This window comes from Acinetobacter sp. YH01025 (assembly GCF_013420185.1).
GTDB lineage: Bacteria > Pseudomonadota > Gammaproteobacteria > Pseudomonadales > Moraxellaceae > Acinetobacter > Acinetobacter indicus.
In genome coordinates, this window is sequence record NZ_VOYR01000003.1 from 266,926 (window position 1) to 293,061 (window position 26,136).

Annotated in this window: 20 protein-coding genes; 4 read left to right on the plus strand and 16 right to left on the minus strand. The window is 45.8% G+C overall.

What is annotated here, in order from left to right; all coding sequences use genetic code 11:
- Nucleotides 1-5: 5 nt before the first annotated feature.
- Complete coding sequence (locus tag FTT89_RS05425) at nt 6-1,646, minus strand: PglL family O-oligosaccharyltransferase (protein ID WP_180172747.1); 1,641 nt, start codon at nt 1,644-1,646, stop codon at nt 6-8.
- 338 nt (nt 1,647-1,984) lie between these two features.
- Here FTT89_RS05425 and FTT89_RS05430 point away from each other — a divergent pair, with 338 nt between their 5' ends.
- Genes FTT89_RS05430 through FTT89_RS05440 form a run of 3 tightly spaced genes read left to right on the plus strand, consistent with a single transcriptional unit; the run spans nt 1,985 to nt 4,837 of the window.
- Nucleotides 1,985-2,431, plus strand: coding sequence for a pilin (locus tag FTT89_RS05430; RefSeq protein ID WP_180172748.1), 447 nt, complete (start codon nt 1,985-1,987; stop codon nt 2,429-2,431).
- 58 nt (nt 2,432-2,489) lie between these two features.
- On the plus strand, nt 2,490-3,653 hold the full coding sequence (locus FTT89_RS05435; RefSeq protein WP_180172749.1) for an isoprenylcysteine carboxylmethyltransferase family protein: 1,164 nt from the start codon (nt 2,490-2,492) through the stop codon (nt 3,651-3,653).
- Nucleotides 3,617-4,837, plus strand: coding sequence for a serine hydrolase (locus tag FTT89_RS05440; RefSeq protein ID WP_180172750.1), 1,221 nt, complete (start codon nt 3,617-3,619; stop codon nt 4,835-4,837). The genes FTT89_RS05435 and FTT89_RS05440 overlap by 37 nt, the downstream gene beginning before the upstream one ends.
- A gap of 52 nt (nt 4,838-4,889) precedes the next feature.
- On the opposite strand, the gene FTT89_RS05445 is transcribed toward FTT89_RS05440, so the two are convergent.
- From FTT89_RS05445 to FTT89_RS05510, 14 genes are all read right to left on the minus strand, one after another.
- Nucleotides 4,890-5,450, minus strand: a complete 561-nt coding sequence (locus tag FTT89_RS05445) for a TPM domain-containing protein (protein ID WP_075167866.1) — start codon at nt 5,448-5,450, stop codon at nt 4,890-4,892.
- Entirely contained in the window at nt 5,444-6,508 is a 1,065-nt protein-coding gene (locus FTT89_RS05450; RefSeq protein WP_180172751.1) for a YgcG family protein, read from the minus strand. The genes FTT89_RS05445 and FTT89_RS05450 overlap by 7 nt, the downstream gene beginning before the upstream one ends.
- Nucleotides 6,509-6,533: 25 nt before the next feature.
- Nucleotides 6,534-7,124 carry a LemA family protein gene (locus FTT89_RS05455; RefSeq protein WP_005180484.1) on the minus strand — a complete coding sequence of 197 codons (591 nt, stop codon included), beginning with the start codon at nt 7,122-7,124 and terminating at the stop codon, nt 6,534-6,536.
- Between the two features lie 163 nt (nt 7,125-7,287).
- Nucleotides 7,288-8,169 (minus strand): metal-dependent hydrolase, encoded by an 882-nt coding sequence (locus tag FTT89_RS05460; protein ID WP_180006568.1) that lies wholly within the window; start codon nt 8,167-8,169, stop codon nt 7,288-7,290.
- Nucleotides 8,170-8,410: 241 nt separating this feature from the next.
- Nucleotides 8,411-9,832: an FAD-dependent oxidoreductase gene (locus FTT89_RS05465; protein ID WP_180172752.1), complete on the minus strand. Its 1,422-nt coding sequence runs from the start codon at nt 9,830-9,832 to the stop codon at nt 8,411-8,413.
- 73 nt (nt 9,833-9,905) lie between these two features.
- Complete coding sequence (gltB, locus tag FTT89_RS05470; protein ID WP_180134267.1) at nt 9,906-14,381, minus strand: glutamate synthase large subunit; 4,476 nt, start codon at nt 14,379-14,381, stop codon at nt 9,906-9,908.
- A gap of 438 nt (nt 14,382-14,819) precedes the next feature.
- Nucleotides 14,820-15,656 carry a hypothetical protein gene (locus FTT89_RS05475; protein ID WP_104511344.1) on the minus strand — a complete coding sequence of 279 codons (837 nt, stop codon included), beginning with the start codon at nt 15,654-15,656 and terminating at the stop codon, nt 14,820-14,822.
- A gap of 12 nt (nt 15,657-15,668) precedes the next feature.
- Nucleotides 15,669-16,751, minus strand: coding sequence for a 3-dehydroquinate synthase (aroB, locus tag FTT89_RS05480; RefSeq protein WP_180172753.1), 1,083 nt, complete (start codon nt 16,749-16,751; stop codon nt 15,669-15,671).
- A gap of 22 nt (nt 16,752-16,773) precedes the next feature.
- A complete protein-coding gene (aroK, locus tag FTT89_RS05485) occupies nt 16,774-17,316 on the minus strand; it encodes a shikimate kinase AroK (protein WP_075167858.1) in 543 nt (180 codons plus the stop codon).
- Between the two features lie 36 nt (nt 17,317-17,352).
- Entirely contained in the window at nt 17,353-19,494 is a 2,142-nt protein-coding gene (locus tag FTT89_RS05490) for a type IV pilus secretin PilQ (protein ID WP_180172765.1), read from the minus strand.
- A 60-nt stretch (nt 19,495-19,554) separates the two neighbouring features.
- The gene (locus FTT89_RS05495) at nt 19,555-20,082 is read right to left on the minus strand and encodes a pilus assembly protein PilP (RefSeq protein ID WP_045795346.1); all 528 of its coding nucleotides are present in this window, start codon (nt 20,080-20,082) and stop codon (nt 19,555-19,557) included.
- The gene (locus FTT89_RS05500) at nt 20,082-20,801 is read right to left on the minus strand and encodes a type 4a pilus biogenesis protein PilO (protein WP_104498104.1); all 720 of its coding nucleotides are present in this window, start codon (nt 20,799-20,801) and stop codon (nt 20,082-20,084) included. Before FTT89_RS05500 ends, FTT89_RS05495 begins: the two co-directional genes overlap by 1 nt.
- Nucleotides 20,798-21,433: a PilN domain-containing protein gene (locus tag FTT89_RS05505; RefSeq protein ID WP_180057351.1), complete on the minus strand. Its 636-nt coding sequence runs from the start codon at nt 21,431-21,433 to the stop codon at nt 20,798-20,800. Before FTT89_RS05505 ends, FTT89_RS05500 begins: the two co-directional genes overlap by 4 nt.
- Nucleotides 21,433-22,491 (minus strand): pilus assembly protein PilM, encoded by a 1,059-nt coding sequence (locus tag FTT89_RS05510; RefSeq protein ID WP_075174946.1) that lies wholly within the window; start codon nt 22,489-22,491, stop codon nt 21,433-21,435. The genes FTT89_RS05505 and FTT89_RS05510 overlap by 1 nt, the downstream gene beginning before the upstream one ends.
- 171 nt (nt 22,492-22,662) lie before the next feature.
- Here FTT89_RS05510 and ponA point away from each other — a divergent pair, with 171 nt between their 5' ends.
- Nucleotides 22,663-25,239 carry a penicillin-binding protein PBP1a gene (gene ponA / locus FTT89_RS05515; protein ID WP_180006566.1) on the plus strand — a complete coding sequence of 859 codons (2,577 nt, stop codon included), beginning with the start codon at nt 22,663-22,665 and terminating at the stop codon, nt 25,237-25,239.
- A gap of 49 nt (nt 25,240-25,288) precedes the next feature.
- On the opposite strand, the gene FTT89_RS05520 is transcribed toward ponA, so the two are convergent.
- Nucleotides 25,289-26,092, minus strand: a complete 804-nt coding sequence (locus tag FTT89_RS05520) for a putative RNA methyltransferase (protein ID WP_160232275.1) — start codon at nt 26,090-26,092, stop codon at nt 25,289-25,291.
- Nucleotides 26,093-26,136 lie beyond the last annotated feature (44 nt).

Here is a 26,136-nt window from a genome sequence, read left to right on the forward strand (position 1 = left end):
ATGATTTATGGTTCCTGTCTGATTTCTACTCCATCCAGCAAGCTGTCATAATCCACCTCGACCTTGCGCAAGACCTTTAACAGCTCCAGCTGCTGTTTGGCTTCTGCTTCATAACCATTAAATGCCAGCACCCGGGCATATTTAAGCAGGTCATACTGGGTTGGATAGTTCAATACAATCTCATGAATCTGCTGTAATTGCTCTGGGCTTTGCTGGCTATACGGATTCAGACGAATCCAGGCAATACGACGGTTAAATTCCTCGAGCAGATAAATCTGATCCTGGTTGGTGATTTTTTCCGGTGTCTTTTCATAACGCACCGATTGATTCAGCTTTGGCACCATCACTTCATAATCACGATAAATTAGCAGCAGCAGGACTAAGCCCACGCCAAAGCCAACGCGCATGAATATTGGCGATAACTGCACGCCAGCACCTAGACGTTGTGATTGTACAATCCCCAAGATAAAACCGGCGGGGAGCAGAAAATAAGCGTAGTTCTGCGGGAATTCCAGCATGGCATGAATCAGGAAGGCACCGAGCATCAACAGGCCAATCACCGAAATAGTTGAATTCACCTGCCGATGCAGCTGATAACCCCAATAGGCCAGATAAGCCAACAATGGCAGGCCAATCAGCAGACCATTCCAGAGCAGAAGATCGAGCACGACGTTGTGAGCGCTACGAATCCATACCGGTCCCTGGAAAAATTCACTAATCGTCGTGTACGCAACGCTGGTCTGATGCCAGCCATAGCCAAACCAGGGTTGATGGGCAATTGCGTGCAGCATTTGCTCCCAGATTGCCAGTCGTGACATATCACCAGTGGCACGCTGTACCACATCACGAGACTGGACCGCTATATCTGCACTTTGAGAGAGTAGCTGACTTAAAGAAGGTGCAATAAAGATTAAACCGACAAAAGTGGCAAACCAGAGCGCGCTATAGAACCATTTCAGGCGGATATAGCCTTGGTATTGCTGATAACCGAGATAAGCCAGAATACACAGTGAGGCGACCCAAGAGGTACGCGATTGACTCAGCACCACCCCGCTTAAGATCACCAAACCAGTTGCAACCAAAAGTGCTGTTTTCAGTTTTTGTTTTTCATACAGATATAAACAGGCCATTAAGGACATGACCAGAAAGGTTGCCATATTGTTCGGCTGAGCAAAGTTGGCATAAGGACGCTGGCCAGTGCGGATGTCTACCATAAACGGGAAATACTGGTCGATGGTGAGCCATTGGCAAATAGCCATGAGACCGGTTAGGGTGCCAACGCCTAAAAAGACAAAACTGAAACCTGTAAATATTTTTTCTCGCTGCGCGGCACCTAGGGTCAGGTTATAGCCCAGTACAATCGCCAACCAAAAACCAAAGATATACAGACTGCTAAATAGGGCTTTATCAAAAAAGAACAGCAAACCACAAGCCCATTGGATAAATGGAACCGCGGCTAAGGCCAGCAAAGGCAGGCTAATTTTTGGGATAAGCAGTTTTTCTTTTAAGAAAATAGCCGCCAAAGCGAACAATGCAAAAAAGGCGTACAGCTCGCCGGTATAGGTCACCCATGGTCGGTAGTGAATGGGCAATAGCCAGGCGAGGGAGATGAAGATACTGGCGAGAAGCAAGAGGAAAAATTTCATGCTGCAAGAGTTGAGAAAAAGATGAGCTATGATAATCAAAAAAGCAGCTGAGAGAGCCACTATTTAATTATTTAGCGATTGTAGTTTTGCAGTGATATTAATATTTCTAATGAACCTTCCCCTTATTCAAGAAACAATAAAAAACCTAAAAAACTGACAATTTACGTCAGTTACTTACATATATTTACAGACAATTTTTTTTACTCCAATTTATATATGAGCAAAGTATTGATTTCTTATAGAATAAGTCGCTAACATAGTTTGGCACAGTTTGTGCAAACTATAAATTAGCTTACAAAGCTTATAATTAAATTAACAAAACATTTGTGGAGAATGTTATGAATGCTCAAAAAGGCTTTACGCTTATCGAGTTGATGATTGTTGTTGCTATTATCGGTATTCTTGCAGCAATCGCAATTCCTGCTTATCAAGACTACATCGGTCGTTCACAAGTAGCTGAAGGTCCTGCACTTCTTGGTGGACTAAAAACACCTATCACTGAAAAAATTGGCAATGATGGCGTTACTGCTGGTTGTAAGATTGAAGATGCTGATGGTGTGGTTACATCTGGACAATATGTAGCTTCTATTACGCCAACTGCTGGTAATGATACATGTGCTCTAGAAGCTAAGTTCAAATCATCTGACATTAATGATAATGTTAAAGATCAGACAATCACTTATACATATACTGCAAGTACTGGTGCTTGGGCTTGTACTACTTCTTTAGCTACTAAATTTGCTCCTAAATCTTGTTCTGCAGCAGCTCCTGCAACTGGTGGTTAATCAAGATTGAATAAAAATAAGCTATCTTATTAGATAGCTTATTTTTTTGGAAAAATACATGTTTAGAATAAGTATATATATTATAATATCTTTTATTTCTTTATTAATTATAATTAAAAATATTCCTTTTGAAATAAATATTAATTTAACAACAAAAATTCTAATATTAACCCCTTTACTTATAGGCATATTTTTTCTAATTAAGAAACAAAAAATCAATCGTTTAAAAGTAAACAAAAATAATAAAATCAATTTCTTCACTTACTTATTCGTTTGGTTATTAAGTATCATTTTTTCCTATCTATTATTTAATTTCTTTAATGAACCACTGTATGGTGACTACTTAATTGATTCTCTAATTTATTCACCTTTAATCATTTTATCTTTTTATTTATGGATTGTTTTCTTTAGCCCTCCCCCTAAAACCAATAATGATCACTATTTGAATTGGTTTAAAGAATTTCGTTTTAATAAAAAATATTGGGAAAAATATAAAATATTTTATTTGAGTAATCTTGTTAAAATTTTGTTTATACCATATATCTATGGAGGATTAAATCACGCAATATTTCAAATTTTAACGTCGGAAAATATTTTTGAAACACCTTGGAGCTTAATCCAATTTCTTTTCTACTTTGGTGTATGTTGTGATGTGATCATTGCATTAGGGGGATATGTTTTCTCAAGTAAAATTTTAGGTACAGAAACTGTCAGTGTGGATGAAACGTGGCAAGGTTGGTTAGTTTGCTTAATATGTTACCCTCCACTATTAAGTATTTATAGATTTTTCAGTGAACAAACAGATAATTATATTTGGACAAATTGGTTACAACCTAATGATTTCTTGTATTGGGTTTGGGCATTTCTCATTTGTTTAAGTTGGACTTTATATTGGTTATCAACGCTAAGTTTTGGCTTTAAATTCTCGAACTTATCTTGGAGAGGATTAATTAATACTGGATTATATAAATATATGAGACATCCAGCATATTTTTTTAAAAATCTATATTGGTGGTTACATACTGTTCCTTTTTTTGGTGTTATAGGGTTAGATATAGTCAGAAATTTTTTGGCACTCAGTTTTATCAGTTTAATTTACTATTTACGTGCAAAAACAGAAGAAAAGCATTTATTAAAATTTAAAGAATATCAGGATTACTATTTATGGATTGAAAAGCATGGATTATGGGCAAAAATAAAGAAGAAATTAAAAAAATCATGAATGTAAAAATTTTATTATTAATTACCCTATCTATTTTATCCATAGTGGTCTTCTTTAAAGACTACAATAATATCCACTCTCGTATTGGAAAAACAATGCAAGAGTCTGAAGCAAAATTATCAATTAAAACAATTAAATGCTCAGATAATTCGCCAAAATGGATGAAAAACAGCTTAGAATTCATCATAAACGATAAGAAAATACTTACAAATCAAATTGCATATATTGATAGTAATCAAAATTTACACACTTGCTTAAGTGGCTGGAAAAACGGTTTTATTTTCATAGAAGGTCTATCTAATGACACTCGATTCCGATATGCAAGCTTAACCAAAGTAATTACACATCATGCCATTTTAAAACTAATAGAAGCAGGTCAGATAAATAAAGATGATTTTCTGACAAGATTCTTCAAAGAGCTAAATAACGAAAATTTTGTAGATGAACGTGTTACCACTATAACAATAGAAAACTTATTAGAACATAGATCTGGTTTTGATCATACGAAAAGCCTAGATCCAATAGTACAGTTTAATCATCGCTCTTGGTGTCCATACAATATTAAAAAATTGACAAATATTCATTTAGACTTTGATCCTAACCAATATTACCGCTATGACAATAGAAATACATGTTTACTTTCATTAGTATTAGAAAAAGTTACTGGTGAATCCTTTCAAGACTATATAAGAAAAAATTACTCCTTAAGCACAAAGAATATTAAATTCATAGCGGGACCATTTGAAAAAGATGAAGTAAGCTATGATTATAGGAATAATACCGCATGGTCAAATTCATACTACAAAAATCTTGATTTCAATACTCTTGCAGCTGTAGGAGGCTTGTCAGGCAATGCTTCTCAATTTGCCACCCTCATTCATGAACTTGTTAACAGCAAGACTGATAATTTTTTAAATAGTTCCAATAATGCTCAAGATAATTGTGAGTTCGATAGTTTTAAAACATGTAATGGATATCTATTTAGATCTTATCAAAAAAACAACCTATCACCAAAAATGTATTATAGAAATGGAAGCCTTGCCGCAGCAACCTCTCTCCTTGCAGTAACAGAGAATAATGAAATAGTAGTATGGCTAGGTAATTCTTCACTACCGCAATCAGATAGACAAGAAAATAGATTAGAGCTGTTATTATATAAGGAGTTATATAAACTCTATTTATAAGTTAATTAGGTCAATATGAGTTTATCTTTTAGAGAATTATAAAAGATATAGTTTACCCTAAGATAATTGGTTTATTCCCCAGCTCATTGGCTTCATCCTGAATTTTCCGGTCATAAAAACCATCTAAAATCATGCCAATTTCTTTAACACCCAAGATCACTGCCTGCTGATACTCTCTTTGCGCTAGGCCATACACCATTTTCTGGCAAATCTCATCCCAGACCTGCTGCTCGGTGGCATGCTTAATACCCCGGTCAATCACAATCTCGACTTTACGCTCACACAGGTTTAAATAAAGCAGTACCCCACTGTTATATTCCGTATCCCAAACACCTAATTCAGCAAACAGCTGCCGTGCGCGGGTACGTGTATCCTGATAATAAGCCAAACGCGAAGGCAGACAGCCTTCAATCACCACCTGTATTTCACCAATATGGCCATGCTCGGCTTCTGTGACCGCGTGCGCAATCGCATACTGGTCCTGCTGGTTAAAAAAGCGTTTAGTGGCCGGCATGTAGAAAAAGTGCTTAAACCAGCGCTTTAAACTGGGCTGGCTCAGCTCCTGAGTTTTCGGCTGGGTAATAATTTCGGTTGTATCTGTTGTGGTTACCATGATCCTGATGCTCCTCCCCCGCCGAAGCCGCCGCCTCCGCCGCTATATCCACCGCCTCCACCAAAGCCACCGCCTCCACCGCCACGGCCGGCCGAGGCCAGGAAAATATGAAAAATCGCTTGGGCCAGTGCGGTAATGAGTAAAAAGAAAATCCCAAGTCCCATCAACAGACTGGTAAATATGCCCACACCATTGACCAACCCCGCCACCGTAGCCGCCACCGCAGCGGTTGAAGCGCTGAGACGTTTACCGACAATATAAGAGCCAATCACCCCGGCAATTAAAATAAAAATTACTGTATTAAAAGTTTTTCCCCGTGCCTGCTGCTCACGCAGTGCCTGTTGCTGGCGTTCCTGCAGTTCTTTAGCCGCGGTGGCCGCTACTTCCGGGTCCATATTCAAAATACGTTCAATTTCAGCCAGACCAGCTTCAATACCGCTGGCATATTGCGCTTGCTTAAAATAAGGGGTGATCTGGTTGTTGATAATCCGGCCCAGCACAATATCGGGTAATACCCCTTCCAGACCATAACCGGTTAAAATCTGAATACGGCGATCATTCACTGCAATTGCCATTAACAAGCCATTGTCATATTTGGCCGAGCCTAATTGCCAGCGTTCTGCAACGCGCATGGCGAAATCAAAAATATCTTCCTGACCGGTGGTCGGCACAATCACCACCCCAATTTGCGCTTTACCCTGCTGATGCAGCGCTAAAATCCGCTGGCTAATCGCCTGTTTCTGCGCTGCACTCAGCAAATTGGCCTGATCAATCACCGGTTCATTTAAAGTCGGCAAACCACGGATGGACTCGCTTTCTGCCATATCATTGGCAATCACCGGTTGTTCAACACTTGCCTCGGATGCAGCGCCTGCCTGACTCTGATGACGAGCATTGGCCTCACGTTGCTGTTCCTGAATGATACGCGCCGCCGCCAGATCATCTGCTGAGCCGGTGGCAGTCGTGTCTGCCAGACTGAGTGAACTGAGCAATAGCGCACAACACAACAGCAGGCTGTGCAGTATCCACCGGATGAGAGCAGTAATTGAATCAGGCATGATCCGCGGCTCCTTGGGCGTGGGATTATTCAAACGACACGGTCGGTGCGGTTTGTGCGTTTTGATCGGCACTAAAGTTTGGCTTGGTGTCCATACCAATTACTTTTGCAGTCATGACCTGCGGGAACTGGCGTGAATAGGCATTAAAGTCCTGCACCGTGGTGATATAACGGTTACGCGCTACCGCAATACGGTTTTCGGTGCCTTCAAGCTGTACCTGTAAATCCCGGAACTGCTGATTGGCTTTTAAGTCCGGATAATTTTCTGATACCGCAATTAAACGCGATAACGCCCCGGTCATTTGCGCTTGCGCTTCCTGATAACGCTGGAACAGGGCTGGGTCTTCCAGCACCGCCTGATCGACTTTTAAGCCGGCTACATTGGCACGCGCCTGGGTAACTTCAGTCAACACCTGCTCTTCATGTGCGGCATAGCCTTTCACCACATTGACCAGGTTCGGCACCAGATCGGCACGGCGCTGATACTGGTTTTGTACTTCCGACCAGGCCGCCGTTACGGCTTCATCTTTAACCTGCAAAGTGTTATAGCCACAGCCACTCAGGGTCAAGCTGCTGCTGAGTGCCAGCATCAGCAGTGTTTTTTTCATCAAGTTCATGCCTTATCCTCTAATTATTTATTTGTATTTGTTCAATAATTTGATTCTAACGGTATTTTAGCCCAGTTTTGTTAATTTTATTTATCACTTGGCAAACATGCGCATGAAAAAACCGGACGCGTAATCGGCCCGGTTTTGATTAGCGGTTTAACATCTGTTTGAATTAACTGAGTAGTTGTGGCTGTTCCTGCTGGAAACCTTCAACCTGATACTGCGTTGCCATGCGCTGCTTCCAGTATCTAAGACTGCGACTGTAATTGATTTTGGCCGGATGAAAATCTTTCCGGTAATAAGACAGATATTCCGGCAATAACTGCAGCAGCATTTTCGCCAGCAAATACAGGCCAAACAGATTACCGCCGATTTTCGGCATACTGTTTTTCTTGTCCTGCAAAAACAGCTGTGAGGTGCTATAAAAGGTCAGACTGGCAAAACCGGCAGTCACACTGCGCATAATCATACGGCGCAGACGATGATCGGCATACACATGCTGATATACCTCAAACGCCACCGCCCGATGTTCAATTTCTTCAATCGCATGCCAGATCCACAGTTTGGCCGCATCATCATCCAGCGTACTCAGCACTTCCGGATGACGCAGAATATAGCCGCCCAGTAGCGCAGTAAAATGTTCAAAGGCACAGGTAATCGCCAGTTGCACTTTGGGTGGCAGACTTTTGACATGATGATCTTTACGCGCCAGCCAGGCCTGAAAACGATCGAGCTGATAATCATCACGGCGCCAGGCGTTGTTAAATTCACGATGCGCCTTGGAATGCATTGCCTCTTGCCCAATAAACGCAGCAATTTGTGCCTGTAACTGCGGATCCTGAACCTGATCGCGTACATTGCGCACGCTATGCACAAAAAACTGCTCACCAATGGGAAAAGTGGAAGATAAGGCGGTCAGCAGATGCGACATCACCGGCGAATTGGCAAAATAATGCCGGCGGATAGCATGAGGATTAAATTTGAGCCGGCGAACCGTGATCCCAATAGCTTTCGGACGATGAAGATAGGATTTTTCTGCCGTCACTTGCGTCATGGTTACTGACCTTTCTTGTTTTGGAGACGCTCAGTATGTGAACAAAATCACTTTTCCCCTATGGCAAAAAGACCGATTCAATTTGCAAAAAACTTCAAAATGACCTGTTGCATAAAGTGTGTTTACAGCGAATTTGCTAGCAGCCCCTGTCTCTTTTTCATCTTCACCTACCGATTCTAAAACCAAAGTGATTAAAAAAACCCGCTCTAAAAACGGGTTTCTTGAATGAATTCAGCGTGAATCAGACATTCAGATAGTCCAGAATGCCTTCTGCTGCCTGACGACCTTCCCAGATTGCAGTCACGACTAAATCAGAGCCACGCACCATATCACCGCCGGCGAAAATTTTCGGGTTTGAAGTCTGGAATTTAAATTCCTGCTGTTCTGCAGCCACCACACGACCTGAACCATCCAGGTTGATGTTCACATCGGCAAACCAGTCGGCTGGGCTGGTACGGAAACCAAAGGCCAACAGCACTGCATCTGCCGGCAGAATTTCTTCTGAACCCGGAATTGGCTCTGGACTACGACGGCCACGACTGTCCGGTTCACCCAGTTGCGTAGTGACTACTTTTACTCCAGTAACTTTGCCATCTTCACCCACAATTTCAATTGGCTGACGGTTAAACTGGAATTCCACGCCTTCTTCACGCGCATTGGTTACTTCACGACGTGAACCCGGCATGTTGGCTTCATCACGGCGATAGGCACAGGTCACCGACTCTGCACCCTGACGGATTGAAGTACGGTTACAGTCCATCGCGGTATCACCACCACCCAGGACAATCACTTTTTTGCCTTCCACAGAGATGTATTCTGATGGATCTTTTTCCCAGCCCTGACAACGATTCACGTTGGCAATCAGGAAATCCAGTGCATCATACACACCATCTAAGTCTTCACCGGCAAAACCACCTTTCATATAGGTATAAGTACCCATGCCCATGAATACGGCATCGTAATCTGCCAGTAACTGGTCAATGGTGACATCTGTACCAATTTCGGTATTTAAACGGAATTCTACGCCCATACCGGTAAAAATTTCACGGCGGCGTTTCATTACGTCTTTTTCCATCTTGAATTCTGGAATACCAAAAGTCAGCAGACCACCAATTTCCGGACGTTTATCAAACACCACCGGTTTTACACCGTTACGCACCAGAATATCAGCACAACCCAGACCTGCCGGGCCCGCACCAATAATCGCGACTTTTTTATCGGTCCATTTGACATGCGACATGTCTGGACGCCAGCCCAGCGCAAATGCAGTGTCATTGATGTATTTTTCTGCATTGCCGATGGTCACGGCACCAAAGCCATCATTTAAGGTACAGGCACCTTCACACAAACGGTCTTGCGGACAAACGCGGCCACAGACTTCTGGCAAGGTATTGGTCTGATGGCACAGTTCTGCTGCCTGGAAAATACGGCCTTCTGAAACCAGTTTTAACCAGTTTGGAATGTAGTTATGTACCGGACATTTCCATTCACAATACGGGTTACCACAGCCTAAACAGCGATGGGTCTGGTTGGTCGCCACTTCTGCGGTAAATGGCTTATAAATTTCCACAAACTCAGATTTGCGGACGTCAATCTCTTTTTTCTCTGGGTCTTGGCGTGCAACATCCAGGAATTGAAAGTCATTACTTAGGCGTTCTGCCATGTCTTTACTCCGTGGCTAGATGCAAGGGATTCACAGTTGCCTTGCATCTGGCTTCATTTCTGCAGTCGTGGAATTATTGAGGATCAGCTTGAGTTGTCTTTAACAAAGTCAGCAAGTTGGCTGCTTTTGGTTTTACCAGCCAGAACTTGCGGCTGTAGTAATCAAACTCATGGCGGATCTTGTACGCCCAGGCACTACCCGTTTCTTGAATATGCTCATCTAAGATACGTGACAAGAACTCTTTGTGTTCTTCCATCGACTCTGTAGAAATACGGTTTAACTCGATCAGCTCATGGTTGTAATGGTCAACGAAGTCGTTGTCCAAATCAAGTACATAAGCAAAACCACCTGTCATCCCGGCACCAAAGTTGTGTCCGACTTTACCCAGTACCGTTACGATACCACCGGTCATATATTCACAGCAGTGATCGCCTGCGCCTTCAATCACAGCAAAGGCACCCGAGTTACGCACCGCGAAACGCTCACCTGCAGTTCCGGCTGCAAACAGTTTACCGCCAGTGGCACCGTACAGACAGGTGTTCCCAATAATCGCGGTATTCTGGGTCTGGAATGGCGAACCTTTTGGCGGGAAGATCGACAGACGACCACCGGCCATACCTTTACCGACGTAATCGTTAGCATCGCCTTCCAGCTTGATGTGTAAACCACCAGCATTCCAGACACCCAGCGATTGACCTGCAGTACCGGTCAGGTTCATTTTCACCGGATGGGCTTCCATACCGAGGTTGCCATAACGGCGGGCAATTTCACCGGAAATACGCGCACCGATTGAACGGTCACAGTTGCCAATGGTGTAATTAAATTCACCACCGGTACCGGCTTCAATGGCTGGCAGCATCTCGCTAACCATCTGCTCAGCCAATACTCCTTTATCGAACGGCTCATTGCCTTGTACTTCACAGTACTGCGCCTTCCCTTCCGCCGCAGGATGTGATTCCAGCAAGGCACTTAAATCCAGATGTGCATGCTTGTCGGTTTCACCCGGCAGGATTTCCAGCAAGTCTGTACGACCAATCAGGTCTTTCAGACTGGATACACCCAGCGCCGCCAGCCATTCACGGGTTTCTTCAGCAATAAAGGTGAAGAAGTTGATCAGCATTTGCGGCTCACCGATATAGTGTTCCTGACGCAAGTGATCCTGCTGCGTCGCCACACCGGTCGCACAGTTGTTCAGGTGACAGATACGCAGGTATTTACAACCTAAAGCGATCATTGGGGTAGAACCAAAACCGAAGCTTTCTGCACCGAGGATGGCCGCTTTCACCACGTCCAGACCGGTTTTTAAACCACCATCGGTTTGCACGCGAACTTTACCACGCAAGTCGTTCACACGCAGTGCCTGATGCGCTTCACTTAGACCGAGCTCCCACGGAGAACCTGCATGGTGAATAGAAGAAAGTGGCGAAGCCGCTGTACCGCCATCATAACCAGAAATGGTAATGAAATCGGCATACGCTTTCGCAACGCCGGCCGCAATCGTACCGACACCTGGCTCAGAAACAAGTTTCACCGACACCATCGCCTGTGGGTTAACCTGTTTTAAATCGAAGATCAACTGTGATAAATCTTCAATCGAGTAAATATCGTGATGCGGCGGCGGCGAAATTAAGGTTACGCCCGGTACAGAGTAACGTAAACGCGCAATGAGTCCGTTGACTTTACCGCCCGGCAACTGGCCACCTTCACCTGGTTTTGCACCTTGCGCGACTTTAATCTGGAGGACTTCTGCAGAGGTTAAATACGCAGGCGTCACACCAAAACGGCCCGATGCAATTTGTTTGATTTTCGAGTTACGGATGGTGCCGTAACGCGCTGGATCTTCACCGCCCTCACCCGAGTTTGAACGACCACCAATCGTATTCATGGCAATTGCAATCGCTTCGTGCGCTTCAGGCGATAACGCCCCCAAAGACATCCCGGCAGAGTCGAAGCGCGGTAAAATCTCTTCAACCGATTCCACCTGTTCCAGTGGAATCGAATTGTCTGTTTTCAGTTTGAATAAATCACGAATGGTCGCGATTGGACGGTTATTCACAATCTCGGCGTATTCTTTGAAATCGGCATAATTGCCTGAACGCACCGCCTTGTGTAAGGAATTGATCACATCCGGATTAAAAGCATGATATTCCTTGCCGAAAACGAATTTCAGCAACCCACCCTGATCAATTGGCTTACGCGCTTTCCACGCGGTATCGGCCAGTTTTTTCTGGTCATTTTCCAGATCGACAAAAGTCGCACCCTGAATACGGCTTGGCACACCGCTAAAGCAGGTATTCACTACTTCGACAGATAAACCGACCGCTTCAAACAGCTGACCGCCACGATACGAAGCAACGGTTGAAATACCCATTTTTGACAGGACTTTCAGCAGGCCTTTTTCAATCCCTTTACGGAAGTTCGATTGTGCATAGACCGGATCACCGAGCAATTCACCTTTAGCGACCAAATCATTGATCACATCATAGGCCAGATATGGATAGATGGCGGTGGCACCAAAACCGAGTAACACTGCAAATTGATGCGGATCGCGGGCAAAACCGGTTTCCACAATCAGGTTGGCATCGGTACGCAAACCGGTATTGATCAGGTGGTGATGCACCGCACCCGTCACCATTACCGCATTGGCCGGCAGATAGCCTTCACGGATTTTCTTATCGGAAAGTACCAGCAAGGTTTTGCCATCACGAATCGCTTGCGCAGACTGCTCGCAAATACGTGTGATTGCCGCTTCCAGACCTTCAGTTTCAGCATAGTTCAGGTCGATATCGGCAATTTCATAGCCTTTACGTCCTAAAGTACGAATCTGGTGCATTTTCGAGTTTGACAGTACCGGGCTGGAAATGATCAGACGATCAGCATGTTCCGGTCCCTGTTCAAACACATTTTGCTCACGGCCCAGACAGGTTTCCAGCGACATCACAATTGATTCACGTAACGGGTCGATTGGCGGGTTGGTGACCTGTGCAAACTGCTGACGGAAATAATCCGATACATGACGCACCTGACGCGACAACACGGCCATTGGGGTATCATCGCCCATCGAGCCAACGGCTTCCTGACCGCTTTCTGCAATTGGACGCAGTAACTGGTCACGTTCTTCAAAAGTGACCATAAACATTTTTTGTGCCGCTTTCAGGCCATCGCCTTTTAAGCCCTGATCACATAAATATTCTTCTAATTCCGGGCTGCCTTGAACGCGAATTGAATTTTCACGTAACCATTCACGGTAAGGACGCATTTTTTTCAGGTGCTGGTTTACATCACTGGTGTCCAGCACTTTGCCAGTCATGGTATCCACCACCAGAATCTGACCCGGACCGACACGGCCTTTCGACACCACATCTTCCGGTTCATAACCCCAAACTCCAATTTCAGAAGCCAAGGTGATGTAACCATTTTTGGTGATGACCCAGCGTGCCGGACGTAAACCGTTACGGTCCAACATACAGATGGCATGACGACCATCCTGAATCACCAGACCTGCCGGACCATCCCAGGCTTCCATGTGTTTCGAGTTAAATTCATAGAAGGCACGCAGGTCTGCATCCAGGGTTTCCACGTTCTGCCAGGCTGGTGGTACCAGCATACGCAGCGCACGGAACAGATCCATACCGCCACCGACCAGGATTTCCAGCATATTGTCCAGGCTGGATGAATCTGAACCGGTACGGTTCACAATTGGATTCAGCTCGGTTAAACCCGGCAACAACGGGTTTTCAAATTTAGGGGTACGTGCCAGCGCCCAGTTACGGTTTGCAGTAATGGTGTTGATTTCACCATTGTGTGCCAGATAACGGAACGGCTGCGCCAGCGGCCAGCGTGGCAAGGTATTGGTCGAGAAACGCTGGTGGAACACCACGATATGTGACGCTAAACGCTCATCAGCCAGGTCGGTATAGAAGTCAGCAATCGCAGCTGGCATCATCAGACCTTTATAGCTGATCACAGTTGAGCATAACGTGGTCACATAGAAATACGGATCATTGCTGAGTTGCTGTTCGGCACGGCGACGCGCCAAAAATAATTTACGGTTAAATTCAACTTCAGTCACGCCAATCGGGCAGTTCACGATGACCTGTTCAAATGCAGGCAAAGACTGCATGGCAATTGAACCTAAAGCATCGTTATTGGTTGGCACTACACGCCAGGCAATGACTTTACAGCCTTCTGCTTCAATTTCTTTGGTTAACGTCTGTTTGGCATGCGCAGCTAAGGCCGGATCGAGGCTCAGGAAAATGGTGCCTACAGCAAACACTTCACTTAAGGTAATGTCACTTAAGCGTTTGGCTTCTTCACGGAAGAACTGCTTTGGCATGGCAAGCAATAGACCGCAACCATCGCCCGTCTTGCCATCTGCGGCAATACCACCACGGTGGGTCATACAACTCAAACTATGAATGGCGGTCTTGACGAGATCATGGCTTGCATCACCCTGCATATGGGCGATTAAACCGAAACCACAGTTATCTTTAAACTCATCCGGTTGGTATAAACCTTGAGCGGGAGCTACAGTATTAGGCGATGGCATGTGCATAGCGTACCCTTCTTTCAACGCGCCCTTGCTGGGCATTAACAATCTACTTTCTTTTGCGACCTGGTCCGACTGACTTAGCTTAAGATCCATGTTGAGCAAGTTCATTTCTCCTGGCTTTGATCTTGAGTGATCAAGATGACAAGCTGAGGAAAACCGTGACTGCCTTTACGCACTTAAATCAAGCATAAACATTTGACGATTTCGCACAATCATTGAATCTTTCTTGCTCCAAAATAGGGACATTAACTCAATTGATGCACCAATAATGCAAAAATGATGCCAACTTTATTGTGCTATTTTTAAATGACTTAATTTGAGCAAGTTTCAGTGAGAGCAGTGCGCTTTCAGGGAAGTTTCGCTTATTTTATACGCACTGTTTTTGTGCATATCTTTATTTTTATACACCAGCCTGCGCTATTTTAGAACGGCAGTTTAATTGAAAGGATCGCTAATTTCTTGTTCTGTGGTGGTGTTATTCGATGCTGGTGCAGGTGGAGCGACACCGCTTTGTGATTTTTGCACATCCACTACGTTTCCGTCCTGATCACGGCGGGTTACGGTGGTGGTTGTGGTGGAGCGTTGCGGACTGGTTGCGCTCTGTTTTGGTGCAGCCAGCAGACTTTCATCAATTTTCGGCAGCGCGGCCGGCTTTAAAGCCACTTCATAAAGTTTATTGTTCAGGCTCACTTCCTCTGCACCCAGGTCATTCACAAACGGCAGATAGTCCATAAAGCTGGTCACCACCGGTTTGATCGATGCAGGCAATTGCAGCGCCAGCTGTTCTAAAGCGCTTTGTGCCTGACTGGTATTTTTATAATTGCCATACAGTAATACATATTGCTCGGCGCGGTTTTCACCACTCAAGCGAATATAAAGAAAATTCTGGCGATCGGCCTGTTTTTTCAGAAAGCCCTTGATAATATCTTCTTCGCTCACGCGAAACAGCTCAATGGTCTGGTTTTTACGCTGCTCGGAGATAAATTTGGTGCCGCGAAATTCAGGCTCATGCAAACCGGAAGCGGTTAAACGCTTGGTTTGTTCCAGCGGTTTGACCTCATCAATCAAGGCACCCAAATGCGCGGTTGCCGCGACTTTTGCCGGCTGAATCTGTAATTCAACTTCTGATTCCGGGGCTTTTTCGACTTCAACCAGCTCATCACGATCGGTAATGGCCCAGAAGATGATCGCCAGCAGCAGACACAGCGCACCACACACCAACCAGATGGAATTCTGAACACGTTGTTTGACGCTTTGTGATGCTGCTGCCATGGGATCCCTTATTTATGCTGCCTGATGCGCAAGAATAGACTGTTTCATCAATTCCGGATCAAATTCCCGGGTAATGATGGCCTGCCCCAGACACTGCATTAATACCAGTCGCAACTGGCCATTCAGCACTTTCTTGTCATGGGCCATAAAACCGAGAAAATCATCCAACGGAATTTTAGGACATACTATCGGCAATTGGGCACGAGAAATGATTCTTTTTGTACGCTCAACATCGTCTGCGGAAATCCAGCCCATCCGATGCGATAAATCGGCGGCCATCACCATACCGGTCGCAACCGCTTCGCCATGCAGCCATTCGCCATAACCGAGATAAGACTCGATGGCATGGCCAAAGGTATGACCCAAATTCAGCAATGCGCGCTCGCCCTGCTCTTTTTCATCATTGGCGACAATCCGGGCTTTGTGCGCGCAAGAACGGTACACCGCTTCCGCCAACAAGACCGGATCACGTGCCACCAAGGCATCCATATGCTGTTCTAGCCAGTCCAGAAACTCAATATCACCCAGCAGTGCATATTTAATCACTTCGGCCAGACCGGCAGACAGTTCACGATCGGGCAAGGTTTTTAGCTGTGACATATCGGCCAGCACCACTTGCGGTTGCTGGAAGGCACCAATCATGTTTTTACCTAGCGGATGGTTAATCCCGGTTTTCCCACCCACACTGGAGTCGACCTGAGACAGCAAGGTGGTCGGCACCTGAATAAAATACACGCCGCGCTGGAAACAGGCCGAGGCAAACCCGGCCATATCACCAATCACACCACCACCGAGGGCCAGCACGGTACAGTCGCGGTTAAAACCGGCCTCTAGCAGCGCATCAAAAATCAGATTGAGATGCTGAATATCCTTGTATTTTTCACCATCGGGCAAAATACATGTTGCCACCTGTTTACCCAGTGCTTCTATGGCAGTTTGATAGTGCCTTAAATACAAAGGCGCCACAGTACTGTTGCTCACAATCATGACTTGCTTGCCTTGAATATAAGGTTCCAGTAACGTCTGCGGATTTAAATCACTGCCAATAAAAATCGGGTAACGGCGATCGCCGAGTTCAACATATAAGGTTTGCATGGTTTTAAAACACTGTACTCAATTAAATTGATTTTTTCGCCACGATCACATTCAGGATTTTTTGTGCCAGATCACGGGCTGCACCCTGATTGGTTTCAATAATATGATGCGCCACCTCACGATATAATGGATCGCGTACTGCAAGCAAATCTTTCAGTTTCTGTTCAGGATTTTCAACTTGAAGGAGAGGACGGTTTTTATCGCGGTAGGTACGTTGCAGCTGGATTTCCACCGGGGTATACAGATACACCACAATACCACGCTGTTTGAGGAATTCACGATTCGGGGCCTGGGTGACTGCACCACCGCCGGTGGCAAGAACCAGTTGAGTACGAGAGGTCAGCTCGTCAATGACGGTGGTTTCACGGTGACGGAAACCACTTTCCCCTTCTTTTTCAAAAATCCAGGGAATGGTGGCCCCGGTACGACGCTCAATTTCATGATCGCTGTCCAAGAACTCGCGTCCGAGCAGCTCTGCCAAATGTCGCCCTACCGTGGTTTTTCCGGCCCCCATCGGCCCCACCAAATAGATATTTGGCAGGGCGTTAAACTCTTTGCTTGGCAAGGAGTCACCTATTTATTTTGTTAAATTGAAAATATATTAATGATTTCTTGAAACACTGTCATTAACAATTCGTGGTGTCACAAAAATCAGCAACTCACGTTTATTGTCCGATTTAATATCTTTACGGAATAAACGGCCTAAATACGGAATATCCCCCAGGAATGGCACTTTGGTTTGCTGATTGGCTGTCTGCTGCTCAAAAATACCACCGAGTACGACGGTTTCACCATTATCGACCAGTACATTGGTATTGATCGAGTTTTTGTTAATCGTCAGCTGACCGGTCGGCGTTGGTGCTCCCGGACTATCACTGGTGATATTCAGGTTCATCTGCACTTTACCATCCGGGGTAATGCTTGGCGTTACGTCCAGACTGAGCGTAGCATCAATAAACTCGGTGGTGGACACCGCATTGACACCACCACCTTCAGCAGACTGATATGGAATCTGCGTACCTGAAGCCACTTTGGCCTGTTGCTTATCAGCAGTCAGTACTTTCGGTGTCGAAATCACTTCACCATAACCATCAGCTTGTAGGGCAGACAGTTCTAAATCCAGCATAAAGTCAGACAGGCTGATGAGACCAAAAGCAATCCGGCTCGCACCTGGGCTGGTGACCCCCAAATCGACATTCAAGTTTTGTGGACGTTCAATTTCATAGGTATAACCACCACGCTCGTCATCAAATTCCGGCTCACGTAAATTCCACAGTGTGGTATCACTACCACCGACCAGAAGATGGTTATTATTCATGATACCCTGTGACAGGATGCCCCACTTGACCCCCATCTCTTTAGTAAAGTCGGTGGTGGCACGCACAATACGCGCTTCAATCATCACCTGTTTCACCGACACATCCAGCAAGTCAATCATGCTGCGAATCTGGTCAATCTTTTGCGCGGTATCATTAATAATCAGGGTATTGGTTCGTGGATCGACTGACACCGTACCACGTGGACTGAGCAGACTACCGACACTATCACCGAGTGGATCAGTATTGGCTGTACTGTTACTTGTGCCACTACGGGAATTAGACGCATTTTTACCTTCGGTAATCAGTTTTTCAATATCAGCAGCCTTGGCATAATTTAACTGAATATATTCGGTTTGCAGCGGCGCCAGCTTGACGCTTTGTGCAATCGCTTTGGCTTCTTCTTCTTCGGCCTTGATCAGCTCTGCGACGGGTGCAATCCAGATCACATTGCCATTACGGCGTTTATCCAGATTTTTGGTTTTTAAAATAATATCTAGTGCCTGATCCCACGGCACATCTTTGAGACGTAAGGTGATATTGCCTTGTACCGTATCGGCGGCAACCATGTTAATTCCAGTAAAATCCGCCAGTAACTGCAGCACACGACGCACTTCAATATCCTGGAAATCTAAAGAAATCTTTTTGCCAGTATAGCTTTGTGCTGCACGTGGTTTAAACGGGTTCTTATCTACCGGGCGTTTCAGGCTAATGGTCAGTTTATTTTCCGCCTGATACGCCATATATTCATAGCTTCCGGCAGACTGAATGGTAATCACCCCATTACCACCATCATTTTGCGCATCAATGGTAGATACCGGCGTGGCAAAATCATTGACATTTAAACGGCGTGCCAGATGTGCAGGAATTTTATTACCCAAGGTACGGACAATAATTTTACTGCCTTGCTGTTGTACATCGACCGGGGTATTGCTGCCTGCCAGGTCAATTACTACCTGACCTTCCCCTTCTGCACCACGCTGAAAGCCGATATTCGATATGCCTTGAGCCGTCTGCTGTACAGCTACTGGTGTTGCGGCTGCCTGAGTGCTGTTAATTTTAAGAATAAAAGTATTACCTTCGACACGGGTAGTAAAAGCACCCGCTTCAGCCAGATTAACCGTTAAACGTGCACGCTGGGCATCGGAACTGACATCAACCGAGCTGGCTTCCCGGGTCGCAACCGGAATGCTGGCCTGTTTTAAGCTCTGCTGGGCTTTATCAAAATCCAGCACCAAACGTGATGGCTGCTCAAGCTGATAGGCTGCAGGCTGAGGTGGCAAGCCATTGAACATGACACGAATTTCAGTACCTTGTCCTGGAATTTGCATTGGTACAATATTGGTAATGCTGACCTGCGCATTGGCCACTTGCATGACGGCCATCGCAACAGCGCCCATTGAAAACTGACGGAACAAATTGTTCATTGTAATGCCATCCCCAAAAATAAAATCTTTCACAGTATTATTCATTTTTATTCCTTTAATTTATGGCGCCGGCCCAATCAGTACTAGACTTCTTGGACGTTCAACATACCCTTCGCGACCATCTGGAATAATCTCAATTAAGTCAATTTGTGTCGGCGTAATATTGATGACCCGACCATGATTCAAGCCCATATAGCTGCCGCGCTGAATCCGTTCAATTTCCCCATCTGGAGTTTGAATCAGGGCCAGAATCTCGCCGCGTTGCCCGCGCATGCTACCTTTCATACTTAAAGTTTCCAGTGCATAGCTTTCTAAAGGCTGCAACTGGCGCGACAGGTTTGGATAAACCCGTTTACCCGCCATAATCTTTAGCTCGGCCGCCAGAGAACTTGGCATAAACGGGCTTTTCAGCTGATGTGCTGCATAGTTAAATACAGGTGCTGGCTCAAAAGTCGGTGCCGGCTCAATCGGCAACGGCGGCTGATTACGGATTTCTGCCATTTGTGCATTCACGGCATCAATACGTGAATCACAGCCTGCAGCCAGTAGGCCCAACACCAGAACCAACGAAAGTTTTTCAAATTTCATCATTGTGCTGCTCCTGTGGCTGGAGTCGTACTATTACCGGCCTGTGCATCGGTATTCCCGACATAGCGATAGGTCTTGGCTTTCGCGACATAGGTAATTTGTGGAATATCGGTTTTCTTTTCCTTGTTTTCACCGGCAGTAATAGTGAAATCATGCATGGTCACAATTCGCGGTAAAGCGGCTGTACCGCTCACAAAAGAACCAAAAGCATGATAATCACCGGTGGCTTCAATCGAAATTGGCTGCTCGATAAAGAACTCTTGCTTGATTTCATTTTCCAGACGGATATTTTTAAATCTTAAGCCTGAATTCACGCCCGTAACGTTGACATCTTCAACCAGACCTGGAATTTCGGTTTCTTTTGGCAACTGTTGTAGCTGCTGGTTAAAGTTGGCTTCCATTTCCTGTAACTGCGCCTGATATTGCTGCAAATTACGCAGTTTGGAATCTTTTTCACGAAACTCATTCAGCAGATTCTGCTCTTGTGCACGCGCATTGGAAATTGCATCCAGCTTCGGCTTGATGGCCAGGAAATAACCCAGGATGGCAATTAAAATAATAATAAAGATCCAGATGGTCAGCTTGACGGAAAACGGCCAGCTGCCATAGTTATTCGGATCTAAGGTATTCCATTGCTGCAGGAATTTATCCAGCGTCATTTTTTTCTTTGGCGCAGCAACAGGATCCTGATTCATTTCTTCATATTGATCGAGACTCATTGTACTGCCCCCGCTGTTGCTTGAGTACCAGACGCAGGTGCTGTGCCTGGAAGTGCAATTTCATCCAAATCTGCCGTTACCACGAAGCTGCCATAGCTTTCTTCTACCCGTGGAACAACCGAACTTGGTGCCTTGTTTTTATTTTCTTCAACGGCCAAGAAAGAATTCATGAAGGCGTTACGATACCATGGCGATGCTTCCAGATTACGCAGGAACTCTGCTACCGTGTTTGGACTTTCGGCCTTGCCTTCAAAGGTAAATTTATTGCCAATACGGGCCACTTTGGTCAAATACATGCTACTTGGGGTAACGCGGACCAGCTCATCGACCAAACGTACCGCGACCGGACGCTGACTTTGCAGACCCTGAATCAGCTTCATACGCTCGACAATGGCATTACGCTGCTCTTGCAGGCCTTCCAGCGACTTTAACTGTACATCCAGATTCTGGTTGGTACTGACCACCAGCTGATTGGCCTGTTCCTGATCCTGCAGTTTATGATTGTAATAGAACCATGCCAGCGTGACGGCCAGCACCCCAATTAATGCAGCCCCAATACAAACCGCAATAAATTCTTTTTTTCGTTTTTCTCTTAGCTCATCACGCCAAGGGAGTAAGTTAATTTTTGCCATTAATCAAAACTCCTCAATGCCAAGCCACATGCCACCATCAATGAAGAGGCATCGCTTTCAATTCTTTTAATATCAATTTTGGAGGAGAAACCCATCTGTAAAAACGGATTGGCAATGGTGACGCGGTAACCCAGTTTTTGCTGTAGTAGCTTGGCCAGGCCTGGAATATTGGCATTCCCACCGGCCAGCAGAATATGGTCAATTTCATTAAACTGCGATGAGGAGAAGAAGAACTGCAGCGAACGTGCCGCCTGCTGCACCACCGCCTCAAGGAATGGCTCCAACACTTCAACATCATAATCATCTGGCAAGGTACGGCTTTTCTTGGCGCGGCCGGCTTCTTCAAAGGACAGACCATAACGGTTCTGGATTTCCTGGGTCAGCTGCTTGCCACCAAAGACCTGCTCGCGAGTATAGATAATTTTATTGTCTTTGAGTACCGACAGCGTGGTCATAGTATGACCAATGTCTAACACACCAATGGTATTTACCCCCATCGGCAAGGTATCGGCGAAGACTTTAAAGGCATTTTCAATGGCAAAGCTTTCAACATCTGCCACTTTTGGGGTTAAACCGGCCAGTTCAATCGCTTCACAGCGACTCTCGACATTTTCCAGTCGTGTCGCCACCAGCAAAACATTGACCCGGTTTGGATTGGCCAGACGATCAGGCAGCACCTCAAAGTCCAGGCTAACTTCATCTAATGGGAAAGGAATATATTGCTCTGCATCCATCCGGATTTGAACTTCACGTTCGTCATCCGTCATATCGGCATCCATCTCAATGGTCTTGCTAATTACCATTGAGGTTGGAATCGCTAAAGCGGCAGCTGTTGTCGGTGTATTGGCCAAATTAAAGGCACGCTCGAGCGCATCCCCTACAGCTTCAGGATTCAGAATATTTTTCTCAACCACACTGCCCTCTGAGAGCGGTACCAAGGCGTAACTTTCCACCCAGTAACGATCATTCTTTACAGAGAGCTCCAATAACTTAACAGAAGTAGAACTAATATCTACACCTATTAACCCCTTACTCGGTTTACGATATAACCTGCGCACAATAAGTTTTTCCTATTATTTTTTTATCCCCAAAAAAAATGCCATTCACTAAGTTGCTTTGTGGTCTATATTTTTGTACGGATACAATAACTCATCTAACAATCCGTATGGGTAAAGGCTATACTGACCAGCAATTAGTTTGCCATTAGCTCTTATTAAAACTTACTTGTTATGAAAAAGCTATCTTGTTCGGGCCGTGTTCATCCATTTTTTTTGCTCATAATTATTGTGTTAGTTTCCATTCCGATGGGTTTTTATGGCATGTATCTCTATATTGCCCCATCTTTGCCGGAAATGACCACTCTAAAAAAAGCGCCTCTTTTGAAGCCTTTACAAGTTTATAGCACGGATAATCAGTTAATTGCAGAGTATGGTGGCAAACTTTCTGTACCTGTCGAGTACAACCAGATTCCCGAAAAGTTTATCTATGCCTTTTTAGCGGCTGAAGATTCGGCCTTTTTCGAACATAGCGGCATCAGCTTTAAAGGCCTAGGCCGTGCGGTGAGTGAAGCGGTGACCGGTTCTAATGTGCAAACCGGTGGCTCGACCATTACCATGCAGGTGGCCAAGAACTATTATTTAAGCCCGGAACGCACTTTAAGACGCAAACTGACTGAAATTTTTCTAGCCCGAAAAATTGAACAGAACCTGTCCAAAGAAGAAATTCTGACCCTGTATGTCAATAAAATCTTTCTCGGTAAAAATGCTTACGGGATCGCGGCAGCAGCCAAAATTTACTATAACAAAAGCTTGGAAGAACTGAGTATTGCGCAAATGGCGATGATTGCTGGTCTGCCAAAAGCGCCATCACGTTACAATCCAGTGGTCAATCCGGAACGTGCCTTAGAACGTCGCAACTGGATTCTGGGCCGGATGCTGCAACTCGGTTATATCAACCAGAATGAATATCAGGCTGGGATTGCCGAGCCAATTAACCTGGATATGCCGGATCGCAGTATCAGTAATATTCACCCCTATGTTGGGGAAATGGTCCGAGCTGAACTGGTCAAAAAATTCGGCAAGCAGGCGGTTGATTCTGGTTATAAGGTTTACACCACCATTGACAGTAAACGTCAGGCTTATGCCGAACAGGCGGTGCAAAATGGTCTAGAAGCATATGACCGCCGTCATGGCTGGCGCGGTGCCGAAGCGCATGACCAGCCACTGAGTGACTTTCGTGCCTTTGCCAACACCTATCCCGCACAAGTCACCAAAGTCCTGAACAATTCTTTTGAAGCTCTGATGCAGGATGGTTCTACCGTCACTGTCCCGTGGTCTGGCATGTCCTGGGCGCGTCCCTATCGCAATGCCAATAGTGTTGGCGCAGCACCAAACCGGGCAGCTCAAATTGTCAAAGTTAACGATATTGTCCGTTTACGCCCCAACCAGAACAAAAGTTCCTGGTCACTGGTGCAAGTTCCCAAAGTTCAGGGGCAGCTGATTGCAATTAACCCAAACAATGGCGCGATTGAAGCCATTGTCGGCGGTTATAACTTTTATCAATCGACCTTTAACCGTGCCTTGCAAGGCTGGCGCCAGCCAGGCTCAATTATCAAACCCTTTGTTTATGCGATGGCGCTGGAACGCGGCATGACTCCGCATACCATGCTCAATGACAGCCCAATTACCATTGGCAAATGGTCACCACGTAACTCGGATGGCCGTTATCTGGGCATGATTCCTTTACGCCGTGCGCTGTATTTATCTCGAAATACCGTTTCAGTCCGCTTACTTCAAACCGTCGGTCTGGACCGTACCCGCCAACTATTTATGGATTTTGGCTTGCAGGAAGACCAGATTCCGCGTAACTACACCATCGCCTTAGGTACGCCACAGGTGCTGCCGGTGCAAATGGCCACCGGCTATGCCACCTTTGCCAATGGCGGTTATCGGGTACAACCGCATTTTATTCAGCGTATTGAAGATGCGTATGGCAAAACCATCTATCAGGCCAATCCTGAATATGCCTGCATTGCCTGTATCAGTGAAGATGAAAAAAATCCTGAAACAGCTGAAGTAAAAACGCCAGATGATGAAGTGATTGAAGTCACCAATCAGTCAATCCAAACTGCAGATGCAGCGCCAGCCAACAAGATTGAACGCAGCCAGTATCGTCAGGCACAGCGTATTTTAAAATCCAGCTCGGCCTATGATATGGCCAATATTCTACGTGATGTGATTCAGTACGGTACCGGACGCGCTGCCCTGCGTATTGGCCGTAATGATATTGGTGGAAAAACCGGAACCACCAACGATGCCAAAGATGCCTGGTTCGCCGGCTTTAATGGTAAACTGGTGACCATTTCCTGGGTCGGTTTTGACCAGCCAACGACTTTGGGTCGTCGTGAATATGGCGGTGTCGCAGCCCTGCCGATCTGGACCGAGTTTATGGGTAAAGCCCTGCAAGGTACACCGGAAGCCTGGGTCAGTCTGGACCGTAAAGGCAACCAGCTAAGCCGCGATAGTGCCAGCAATGACAGCATGGAGCAGGAGTTGCAGCAGCGCTATCGTTCATCACCGCCATTGGCCCGTCCGCTGTATCGTCCTGCGCCGGCACCGGTCGCGCCTGCGCCACAGCATGATTTTGATGATTTGCCGGGTGAGGAAATCCTGATTCCGGATGAGGCGACTCCACCACCAATGCAGCCTCAGCCACAGCAACCGGCACAGCCGCAACAACCAGCGCAAAATCAGCAGCAGAATTCTCGCCCTGATGCGATTGAAAACCTGATTGATGAAGTCTTATAAACGCACAACAAAAAGCCCTCAACTGAGGGCTTTTTTTAGGACTAAACACTTACTTTTTCTGAAACAGATACATCTGGTATTGCGCATTCAGCGGGAACTGATCTTGCTGCTCCAGCGCCTGACGGCGTTCCGGTTTGGCCTTATAGGCATATGGCGTCATCGCAATCAGATGTTTTAAATCGCTCTGATTTAAGCACATTGCTGCATCAACCACATCTTCACTGACCAAGTCAAACGCATCTTTTAGCTGTTCCACAAACTTCTGCGGCTCATGCGCTTTAACTTCTTCAAACAAGGCTTCGCGCATCGCAAACAGATGCTGCGGTCCCGGGGTTACCACCATCAGATAAGCTTCCGGTTTCAACACCCGCAGAATTTCCTCTTTCGGAATTGGGCTAAATAGACTGGTACACAGATCAATTGATTTATCCAAAACCGGCAAAGTCGCACCGGTTCCCACCACCCAGGTCACGCCTTTATTCAGCTTGGCCGCCACCTGTACTGCATTTTTGGCAATGTCGACGCCCACACATTGCAGCACTTCAGCCTGCATGGCGTTGGTGTAATAGCCTTCCCCACAGCCAATATCGAGCAGGTTTTCAATACGCAGGCTGCGAATTTTCTCTACCACCGCCTGCTGCAGCGGCGCATAGTGTCCTGCACTTAAAAATGCCCGGCGCGCCTGTACAGACTCCGGGGTATCGCCCGGATTTTTACTGTGCTTATGTTGCACCACATGCAAATTGACATAGCCCTGTTTGGCCACATCATAACTGTGCTTGTTGTCACAGCGCCATGTTCGGTCGGTCAGGCTTAAGGGCTGACGACAGACAGGACACATCAGCAGGTTCATGTTTTTCTCCCAAGCTTGCTGCCATAAAAAAAGCCGGCAAGCGC

Excerpts from the sequence above, each read along its gene's own strand:
- FTT89_RS05425 (WP_180172747.1), bottom strand. The coding sequence starts at position 1,646 with ATGAAATTTTTCCTCTTGCTTCTCGCCAGTATCTTCATCTCCCTCGCC.
- FTT89_RS05430 (WP_180172748.1), top strand. The coding sequence starts at position 1,985 with ATGAATGCTCAAAAAGGCTTTACGCTTATCGAGTTGATGATTGTTGTT.
- FTT89_RS05435 (WP_180172749.1), top strand. The coding sequence starts at position 2,490 with ATGTTTAGAATAAGTATATATATTATAATATCTTTTATTTCTTTATTA.
- FTT89_RS05440 (WP_180172750.1), top strand. The coding sequence starts at position 3,617 with ATGGGCAAAAATAAAGAAGAAATTAAAAAAATCATGAATGTAAAAATT.
- FTT89_RS05445 (WP_075167866.1), bottom strand. The coding sequence starts at position 5,450 with ATGGTAACCACAACAGATACAACCGAAATTATTACCCAGCCGAAAACT.
- FTT89_RS05450 (WP_180172751.1), bottom strand. The coding sequence starts at position 6,508 with ATGCCTGATTCAATTACTGCTCTCATCCGGTGGATACTGCACAGCCTG.
- FTT89_RS05455 (WP_005180484.1), bottom strand. The coding sequence starts at position 7,124 with ATGAACTTGATGAAAAAAACACTGCTGATGCTGGCACTCAGCAGCAGC.
- FTT89_RS05460 (WP_180006568.1), bottom strand. The coding sequence starts at position 8,169 with ATGACGCAAGTGACGGCAGAAAAATCCTATCTTCATCGTCCGAAAGCT.
- FTT89_RS05465 (WP_180172752.1), bottom strand. The coding sequence starts at position 9,832 with ATGGCAGAACGCCTAAGTAATGACTTTCAATTCCTGGATGTTGCACGC.
- gltB (WP_180134267.1), bottom strand. The coding sequence starts at position 14,381 with ATGCCATCGCCTAATACTGTAGCTCCCGCTCAAGGTTTATACCAACCG.
- FTT89_RS05475 (WP_104511344.1), bottom strand. The coding sequence starts at position 15,656 with ATGGCAGCAGCATCACAAAGCGTCAAACAACGTGTTCAGAATTCCATC.
- aroB (WP_180172753.1), bottom strand. The coding sequence starts at position 16,751 with ATGCAAACCTTATATGTTGAACTCGGCGATCGCCGTTACCCGATTTTT.
- FTT89_RS05490 (WP_180172765.1), bottom strand. The coding sequence starts at position 19,494 with ATGAACAATTTGTTCCGTCAGTTTTCAATGGGCGCTGTTGCGATGGCC.
- FTT89_RS05495 (WP_045795346.1), bottom strand. The coding sequence starts at position 20,082 with ATGAAATTTGAAAAACTTTCGTTGGTTCTGGTGTTGGGCCTACTGGCT.
- FTT89_RS05500 (WP_104498104.1), bottom strand. The coding sequence starts at position 20,801 with ATGAGTCTCGATCAATATGAAGAAATGAATCAGGATCCTGTTGCTGCG.
- FTT89_RS05505 (WP_180057351.1), bottom strand. The coding sequence starts at position 21,433 with ATGGCAAAAATTAACTTACTCCCTTGGCGTGATGAGCTAAGAGAAAAA.
- ponA (WP_180006566.1), top strand. The coding sequence starts at position 22,663 with ATGAAAAAGCTATCTTGTTCGGGCCGTGTTCATCCATTTTTTTTGCTC.
- FTT89_RS05520 (WP_160232275.1), bottom strand. The coding sequence starts at position 26,092 with ATGAACCTGCTGATGTGTCCTGTCTGTCGTCAGCCCTTAAGCCTGACC.